This window comes from Streptomyces sp. NPDC090083 (assembly GCF_044747445.1).
Lineage (GTDB): Bacteria > Actinomycetota > Actinomycetes > Streptomycetales > Streptomycetaceae > Streptomyces.
The window spans coordinates 76,641-84,795 of sequence record NZ_JBIVED010000022.1; the positions used below are offsets into that span (position 1 = coordinate 76,641).

Here is an 8,155-nt window from a genome sequence, read left to right on the forward strand (position 1 = left end):
CCGGGAGAAGACCGCGCCGCACGAGGGGTTCTGCTGGTGTGCATGGCCGCAGGCGCCACGACCCTCCTCGACCAGGCCGTCCTCAACATCGCGGTCCCGAGCATGCGCCAGTCGCTGGGGGCCACGGGAGCAGACGTCCAATGGATCGTGGCCGGGTACTCACTGGCCTTCGGCCTCGCCCTGGTCCCCGGCGGCAGCCTCGGTGACCTGTACGGCCGCAAGCGTCTCTTCATGGCCGGGATGGCGGTCTTCCTGCTGGCCGGGGTGACGGCCGCGACCGCCGCGGGTCCGGGCTTCGTGATCGCTGCCCGTCTGGTCCAGGGTGCCGCGGCGGGGCTCGTCAACGCGCAGGTGATCGGCACCGTCCAGGATGTCTTCCACGGGCCGGACCGTGGCCGTGCGCTGGGCCTCTACGCGGTGACCGGCGGTGTGGCCACGGCTCTCGGCCCGCCCCTCGGCGGCGCGTTGGTCGCCGCGCTCGGCCCCGCGGCCGGCTGGCGCTGCTGCCTGCTGCTGAGCACGCCGTGCGCGGTGCTCACACTGATCCTCGCGGCGCGCCGGCTGCCCCCGCCTCGCCGGACCGCCCGTGAGTCCCGGCTGGACATCCTCGGCCTCGGCCTGCTCTGCGGCTGCGCACTGACACTGATGGTGCCCTTCATCCGCACCCCGGACAGCGGGGGAGACGCCTTCCTGTGGGGCACCGCGGTGTGCGCGCTGGCGGCCGTGTTCGCCGGTCACCAGCGCCTGCGCGTACGGCGGGGTCGTCAGCCGCTGGTGCACCCGGCGCTGACCTCGTCGAAGCCGTACATGCTGGGCACGGCCGTGGCCATGGCCCAGTTCGGCTCCTCCCTGGCCGCGTTCCTCGTCCTCACCGTCTTCCTGCAGGACGGACTCGGCCTGACCGCACTGCTCACGGCGGCGGTCACCCTCCCCGGGGCGGCCGGGATGGGTGTCTCCTCGGCCCTCGCGTGGAGGCTCGTACGACGGATCGGACCCCGTACGGTGACCGTCGGCCTGGCCCTGGGCATCGGTGCGTGCCTGACGGCGGCGGCGGTCACGCTCTGGGTGCCGACGGCGGCACTGCCGACGGCACTGGCCGGAACACAGCTGATGTCGGGAATAGCCGGCGGTGTGACCGTCTCGCCCAACCAGGCCCAGGTGCTGGAACACGCGCCGCCCCAGGCGGCGGGCGTGGGCGGCGCTATCCTGCAGATGGCCCAGCGCATCGCGGCGGCCGTCTGCCTCACTGCCGTCCCCGCCGTGTATCTGCACGTCGCCTCCGGCCAGTCGGGAGGCGATCACTCCCGGGCCGGATACGCGCTGGCCTCCTGTGTCTGCGCGGCCCTGCTTGCTGTGGCCCTGTTGTTGTCCTTGCGGCGGGGCACCGCCCCGCCGCCTCGTTCGTCGGCACCTATGGTGGCGCACCAAGCCGGCGCGGTCCCCTTCTCCAAGGAGGCAACTTGACGATGCGGGGCCTGCGCGTGCGCCGCACGCCGCTGCCCTCCTCGGCTCTCGACGCCTCACGCCGGTCTCGCGGAGGCGTGGCCGTACAGTGCCGTGAAGGGTCCTCCGCACAGCGCCCATAGGGCGAGACACCACTGGGCTCGACGAGGTCTGGAGCCGCCCGAGCCATTGCGGCGGCAGCGGTCGGTCGCCAGCGGAGGCCGAGCCCAAAGATCGAAATCGTCGAGCCGGGCAACGGGCGGTGTACCGGTGATCACGAGACAGCACAACTGCCGGCCCCGCTTTCCACTGCGAGGCATGCTGCCCGGCCGACGCGATGTTCTTCGCCCCGCTGCTGTCCTCGGTCGCTCCCGGCTCCCGCTTCCGCTCCGTGACTGAGCCAGAGGAGTCCGGTCTGCTCGGCGGGTACCGGCGCCAACTGGGCTGGGGCAGAAAAATGCCGCTCGGTGCCCGAACCGCGGGCGGACCGGAATATCCGGATTGACTTGCTTGGGCCGGCGGTCTCAGGGTCCGGACTTCTCTCGGCCAAGCACGCTGGACACCGGCCTCGAAGAACGACGTGACGTGAAGGGGCTTCGCGGGAGCAAGCCTGCGGGCCTTTCTGTATCGGTGTTCAGCGGCCGGCACGCTGTTCGCCGCCACGCTGCCCACGCTGGCACGTTCGATGCCAGACGTACGGTGCATCACGCGATGCTTTCGGGTCTCCCGACCTCGCCGAGTAACCGCGGTTCGAGTTCTCCGACCGGAGGCCATGGTCGCGTGCCGACGGTTGCAGAGGGAAACGCGTGGCGACCGTGCCGATCGGGACCGCCGCTCCGCGAGGGCGTCCGCGATGCGGGACTGTCCTCTTGACGACGATGTCGGTCGGATCGACACTCACTCGAGGAACCCTATTGAACTGGTAGGAAAATATGAGGCGCCCTGATCCAGTCACCGTTCGACTGAGCTGTTCGCCTCTTCTGACCTCCCGCCGTCACATCGATCTGCTCCGGGTCTGCAGCGCGATCGGCTTCAGCGGCTGAGCCGCACTCGTCCCGCGCCGACGGCGTCTCCTGGAACGCGGTTCCGTCCGGCGTGTACGGGTGAGCGCCGCTCCCAGAAGCCTGTCCCAAGTCCCCGATTCTCCGACAACGTCCGGCACGCGAGGCCGGGGCCGCACCTCGGAAGGACCAAGGGAACCCGACAAGAGGACTCTGCTCACCTTCGCCTTGCCGCGGGTACATCCGCGCCCACTCCCGGGGAGAGTCATGACCGTCACACCACTGGCCGCCCACGCGACCGACCGGTGCGCGTCCGCCTTTCGGGGCCGGATCGGCCGGGACGCGCGCAGCGGGCACTACGCCGTGCCCGGCCGCTACCGGCTCCATCTGTCGACCGCCTGTCCCGACGGCCTGCGCGTCGCCGTCACCCACAGCCTGCTCGGCCTGGACACCGTCTGTCCGGTGACACTTCTGCCCGCCGTGCCCGACGATCCCGAGGATGGTCACTCCGTTCTGCGTCCGCTGTACGAGGCGAGCGCCCACCGATATCCCGGGCCGATCGTCGGGCCGGTGCTCAGCGACGGCTGGTCCGGTCGGATCGTCAGCACGCACGCGCCGGATATCCTGCGTGATTTGGCCCGTCGGTTTGGGAACGAACAGCTGGCGCTGTACCCGTGTGCCGCGGAGTCGGAGATCGAGGCGGTGGAGCTGATGTGTGCGGAGAGGATCGAGGATGCGGCGCAGCGGGCCGGCTCGGTCTTTGGGGAGTCGGTGAGATGTGACACCGCACCTACCCCGCTGCTGGAAACCCTCGACGCCCTCGACCGCTGGCTCGTCGGCCGCACCTACCTGATCCGTGACGAAGTCACGGCCGCGGACGTCGAGTTGTGGGTGGCGTTGGTCCAACTCGACACCGTGCACCGCAACCACCTTGAGGCGGGCGTGGTCCAGCGCATCGCCGATCACCCCACCCTGTGGGCCTACGCCCGACGGCTGACCGCCCATCCGGCCTTCGGTACCCATCTCGACCTCGACGGCATCGCCCGCCGCCACCACGCCCAGTGCCGGGGGCTGGAGGCCGCCGGATCGGCCCTCCAGATCCTGGACTGGGCGGCCCATGCGCCCCATTAGAACCAGCCCTGGCCGTTCCATCTGTTGGACCAGCGTTGACATTCGTTCGGGCATTTGTCTTAACTACAGCCAGAACGGTCATGAGTGTCAGCGACAAGCCCTGGCTTGCTGACCGGCAACCCTCGCTCGCGGTGGGGTGCCCCAGGTGACGACCGGACCGGATGACGTTTCGGTAAGCGCGAGGCCCTGCGGGGCCGGAAGAGTGATGGTGACGCCATGTACGCAGCTTCGAGGACGGCCACGTGCCGTTCGCAGGGCTGCGTACTGCCGTACGCGAACCCGCTCGTCGAGGACCGCGCCGTCGATCTCCTGCGCGTGAACAGCGCACTGTGTACCGCACCGGGCCGTGCCCGATGTCGGGGCTGACACCTCCCCGCATCACCTGCCTTCCCTGAGGAACGCCGCCCTCGCGGCGTGCCGTTGTCCGTCCAGCCCCCGGGAACCTCGCCGTCTTGCGCGCCGTCGCGTACCACGGTGATTTCCGGGGTGTCAGATTCAGCCGGAGCCCCTCATGAGTGAACCCCCAGGCACCACCGTGTCCCTGGCCGCGGCGCCACCCGCCGACGCCCCGTCAAAAACCCTGACAGCACAGCGAGTTCAGCCGCTGCGCCGACCCGGCCGCTGGATCGCCACGCTCGCCGTGCTGGTCGTCGTCGCCCAGTTCGTGCACGGCCTGGCGACCAACTCGTTCTACCAGTGGGACCGCTTCGGCTACTGGTTCCTGCGCCCGACGATCCTCGACGGACTCGTCATCACCCTCCAAGTCGCCGCGCTCAGCGCCGTGCTGGGCCTGGCGGGCGGCATCCTGCTGGCCCTGGCCCGGCTCTCGGGAAGCCCGGTGCTGCGCGCCGTGAGCTGGACCTATGTGTGGGCACTGCGGTCGATCCCGCTCATCGTGGTGCTGATCTTCCTCTACAACTTCAGCGCCCTGTACAAGACCCTCAGCATCGGCGTCCCCTTCGGCCCCGCCTTCTTCTCCTTCGACGAGTCGAGGCTGGCCACCGACATGGCCGTCGCCGTCGTCGGACTCAGCCTCAACGAGGCGGCGTACGCGGCCGAGGTGGTCCGCGGCGGCATCCTCTCCGTCGACCAGGGCCAGCACGAGGCGGCCTCCGCCCTCGGCCTGCCGAGGCGCTACCAGTTCCGCAGGATCGTCTTCCCGCAGGCACTGCGCTCCATCACCCCGAACTACGTCAACCAGCTGATCGGCCTGATCAAGAGCACCTCGCTGGTCTTCTACGTCTCGCTGCTCGACCTGTTCGGCTCCGCGCAGACGATGGGCTCCACCTACCCCGGCGACATCGTGCCGCTGCTCCTGGTCGTCACCGTCTGGTACCTGATCCTGACCAGCGTGGTGTCCGTCATCCAGTTCTACGTCGAACGGCACTACGCCCGCGGCGCCACCCGCTCGCTGCCGCCCACCCCGTTCCAGCAGCTCCGCACCGGCCTGACCGACCTGCGGGCCCGGATCCGTCGGGAGACCGCGCTATGACCACCCGCACGATCGAACCGCTGACGGAGATCGTCCCGGCCGCCGTGGAGGTGCACGACGTGCACAAGTGGTACGGCGCCCACCGGGTCCTGGACGGCGTCGACCTGACCGTGCGGCCGGGCGAAGTCACCGTGATCCTCGGCCCGTCGGGCTCCGGCAAGTCCACCCTGCTGCGGGTCGTCAACCACCTGGAGAAGCCGGAGATCGGCTACGTCAGCGTCAACGGCGAGCTGATCGGCGTGAAGCGACAGGGCGGTCGGCTCAAGGAGTTGAGCGAGCGGGCCATCCTCGCCCAGCGCAGCCGGATCGGGTTCGTCTTCCAGAACTTCAACCTCTTCCCGCATCTGACCGTCCTCGACAACGTGGCCGCCGCCCCGGTCGCCACCGGCAGGCTCGGCAAGCCCGAAGCCCTGGACCTGGCACGGGAGTTGCTCGGGCGCGTCGGTCTCGCCGAGAAGACGGGCGCCTATCCCCGCCAGCTCTCCGGCGGCCAGCAGCAGCGCGTCGCCATCGCCCGCGCCCTCGCCCTGCGCCCCGGCGTCATCCTCTTCGACGAGCCGACCTCCGCCCTCGACCCCGAACTCGTCGGTGAGGTCCTCGCGGTCATCAAGGACCTGGCGACCAGCGGCACCACCCTCATCATCGTCACCCACGAGATCGGCTTCGCCCGCGAGGTCGCCGACCGGGTCGTCTTCATCGACGGCGGAAAGATCGTCGAGCAGGGCCCGCCGCACGAGGTCCTCGACAGGCCGCAGCACGAGCGGACCCGCGACTTCCTCAGCAAGGTCCTCTGAGCCGCCCTGCCCCAGACTTCCCCCCACATCACCACTCCTCATCCCCAGTACCGACAAGGAACAGCCATGTCTGCCCACTTCACCCGACGCAGCCTGATCAGAGGCATCACCGCGGCCACAGCTGTCGCCTCCCTCGCCGGCGGGCTTGCGGCCTGCGGCGGTGACAGCGACGCGGCCACCACCACCGGCAGCGCCAAGTCCGGCGACGTCGTCGTCGGCCGCATCTCCAACGGCGCCGCAACCCAGACCGCCATCAAGGTCTCCGAGGTCAAGTCCATCAGCGCCGAACTGCCCGCGGCCCTCAGGAGGAGCGGCAAGCTGGAGATCGGCGTCGGTGCCCTGCCTGCCGGGTTCCCGCCGCTGGCCTTCGTGGGCAGTGACCAGAAGACCCTCACCGGCTCCGAGCCTGACCTCGGCCGCTTGGTGGCCGCAGTGCTCGGCCTCAAGCCCGAGATCCAGAACGCCACTTGGGAGAACATGTTCGTCGGCATCGACAGTGGCAAGGTCGACGTCGCCTTCTCCAACGTCACCGACACCGAGGAGCGCAAGAAGAAGTACGAGTTCGCCTCCTACCGGCAGGACAACCTTGCCTTCACCGTGCCGCAGAAGAGCACCTGGAACTTCGACGACAACTACCAGAACCTCGCAGGCAAAACAGTCTCGGTGAGCGCTGGCACCAACCAGGAGAAGATCCTCCTGGAGTGGAAGAAGAAGCTGGAGAGCGAGGGCAAGAAGCTCACCATCAAGTACTTCCAGGACAGCAACAGCGTCTACCTGGCTCTGTCCAGCGGCAAGATCGACGCCTACCTGGGCCCCAACCCCGGCATCGCTTACCACAACAAGCAGACCGCGAACACGCCCAAGGCCACCCGCACCGCGGGCACCTACTCCGGCGCCGGTGCCAGCCTCCAGGGTCTGATCGCGGCCACCGCCAAGAAGGACAGCGGCCTCGCCAAGCCGCTCGCCGACGCCATCAACTACCTGATCAAGAACGGTCAGTACGCCCAGTGGCTCAAGGCCTACAACCTCGCCAACGAGGCCGTCGCCAAGTCCGAGGTCAACCCGCCCGGACTGCCGCTCGACAACTCCTGACCCGTCCTCGACCGGGGATCCCGCCGCCACCGCGCGGCGGGGTCCCGGCCGCGCCCCCCAGCACCGGAGCCGTCACGCGATGTCTGTCGCCAGCCTCGAAGCCACCTCTTCCCACGTTCTCGACAACCCGGCCTGGGCCGCGCTCACCGGTCCCCACGCCCACTTCGCAGAATTCCCTCACGCTCGGCCGGGCGCGAGCCGGGGGACTCTCATCGCCCGGGCCGCCCGCTACCCGGCCGACGTGGCCCCCTTCCACGCCATATCCGACGAGGACGACCCGCGCGCTTGGGCCGACCTGGCCGCACTGGTTGGGCCCGGCGGCAGCGCCGCGGTCAGCGGCGTGGCCGGACCGCCGCCCGGTTGGGAGGTCCTCCAGGCAGGCCAGGGCGTCCAGCTCGTGGACACCGGGCTGCTGGCTGAGCCCGACCCGGAAGCCGTACGGCTCGGCCCCGCCGACGTACCTGAGATCCTCGATCTGATCGCCCGCACCCGACCGGGCCCCTATCTGCCGCGCACTGTCGAGCTGGGCACCTATCTGGGCCTCCGGCATCGCGGCCGACTGATCGCGATGGCCGGTGAGCGGCTGCACCCGCCCGGCTGGACCGAGATCAGCGCGGTCTGCACCGACTCCGACCACCGCGGCCGGGGCCTGGCCACGCGTCTGGTCCGCGCGGTCGCGGCGGGCATCAAGGAACGTGGTGAGCAACCTTTCCTGCATGCGGCCGCCGACAACACCGATGCCATCCGGCTGTACGAGTCGCTCGGGTTCGCTCTGCGCTGCCGTACGGCCTTCGCGCTCGTGCGGAACACCGGAGCCGCGGCTGTGGAGGAAACGGCATGACCGTGCCGTTGCACTTGGACGGCGGCGGTGGGGAGAACGCAGCGCCGCATGACACGTATAGGCAGTGCCGTCTGCCCGCACTCCCGGCCCCCATCGACGTTCAGGGCGTGACCGCGCCGTCTGTAGCTCCCGAACTTCTGCGGCTCTAGGCCGACGGACCCTCTCTCGCACCTGGCCAAGCGCCGTCCGCCCCGATCACCCGATCAAGCGGGTCGGCGTTCTCGTAGGAACTTCCAGGAAGGCATTCATCCGTGTCCCCTTCTCCGCTCCATCTCGCCGTCGCCCTCGACGGCACCGGCTGGCACCCGGCCTCCTGGCGCGAGCCGGTGGCCCGGCCCCGGGACCTGTTCACCGCCGCGTA

General features: G+C 69.7%; 7 protein-coding genes and 1 riboswitch. All 7 genes read left to right on the plus strand.

The annotated features are described in order from the left end of the window. Positions 1 to 42: 42 nt before the first annotated feature. Positions 43 to 1,464 (plus strand): MFS transporter, encoded by a 1,422-nt coding sequence (locus ACIPTO_RS42380; protein ID WP_401201107.1) that lies wholly within the window; start codon positions 43 to 45, stop codon positions 1,462 to 1,464. A 911-nt stretch (positions 1,465 to 2,375) separates the two neighbouring features. After that, entirely contained in the window at positions 2,376 to 2,486 is a 111-nt protein-coding gene (locus tag ACIPTO_RS42385; RefSeq protein ID WP_401201110.1) for a putative leader peptide, read from the plus strand. A gap of 225 nt (positions 2,487 to 2,711) precedes the next feature. Beyond that, positions 2,712 to 3,575, plus strand: a complete 864-nt coding sequence (locus ACIPTO_RS42390; protein WP_401201112.1) for a glutathione S-transferase C-terminal domain-containing protein — start codon at positions 2,712 to 2,714, stop codon at positions 3,573 to 3,575. A 76-nt stretch (positions 3,576 to 3,651) separates the two neighbouring features. Further along, positions 3,652 to 3,760: riboswitch (SAM riboswitch) on the plus strand. Between the two features lie 326 nt (positions 3,761 to 4,086). Then, on the plus strand, positions 4,087 to 5,067 hold the full coding sequence (locus ACIPTO_RS42395; protein ID WP_401201114.1) for an amino acid ABC transporter permease: 981 nt from the start codon (positions 4,087 to 4,089) through the stop codon (positions 5,065 to 5,067). Then, a complete protein-coding gene (locus ACIPTO_RS42400; protein WP_401201117.1) occupies positions 5,064 to 5,861 on the plus strand; it encodes an amino acid ABC transporter ATP-binding protein in 798 nt (265 codons plus the stop codon). The genes ACIPTO_RS42395 and ACIPTO_RS42400 overlap by 4 nt, the downstream gene beginning before the upstream one ends. A 66-nt stretch (positions 5,862 to 5,927) precedes the next feature. Further along, a complete protein-coding gene (locus ACIPTO_RS42405; protein WP_401201120.1) occupies positions 5,928 to 6,953 on the plus strand; it encodes a transporter substrate-binding domain-containing protein in 1,026 nt (341 codons plus the stop codon). 79 nt (positions 6,954 to 7,032) lie between these two features. Continuing rightward, positions 7,033 to 7,794 carry a GNAT family N-acetyltransferase gene (locus ACIPTO_RS42410; protein WP_401201122.1) on the plus strand — a complete coding sequence of 254 codons (762 nt, stop codon included), beginning with the start codon at positions 7,033 to 7,035 and terminating at the stop codon, positions 7,792 to 7,794. Positions 7,795 to 8,155 lie beyond the last annotated feature (361 nt).

Excerpts from the sequence above, each read along its gene's own strand:
- ACIPTO_RS42400 (WP_401201117.1), top strand. The coding sequence starts at position 5,064 with ATGACCACCCGCACGATCGAACCGCTGACGGAGATCGTCCCGGCCGCC.
- ACIPTO_RS42405 (WP_401201120.1), top strand. The coding sequence starts at position 5,928 with ATGTCTGCCCACTTCACCCGACGCAGCCTGATCAGAGGCATCACCGCG.
- ACIPTO_RS42385 (WP_401201110.1), top strand. The coding sequence starts at position 2,376 with ATGAGGCGCCCTGATCCAGTCACCGTTCGACTGAGCTGTTCGCCTCTT.
- ACIPTO_RS42395 (WP_401201114.1), top strand. The coding sequence starts at position 4,087 with ATGAGTGAACCCCCAGGCACCACCGTGTCCCTGGCCGCGGCGCCACCC.
- ACIPTO_RS42380 (WP_401201107.1), top strand. The coding sequence starts at position 43 with ATGGCCGCAGGCGCCACGACCCTCCTCGACCAGGCCGTCCTCAACATC.
- ACIPTO_RS42390 (WP_401201112.1), top strand. The coding sequence starts at position 2,712 with ATGACCGTCACACCACTGGCCGCCCACGCGACCGACCGGTGCGCGTCC.
- ACIPTO_RS42410 (WP_401201122.1), top strand. The coding sequence starts at position 7,033 with ATGTCTGTCGCCAGCCTCGAAGCCACCTCTTCCCACGTTCTCGACAAC.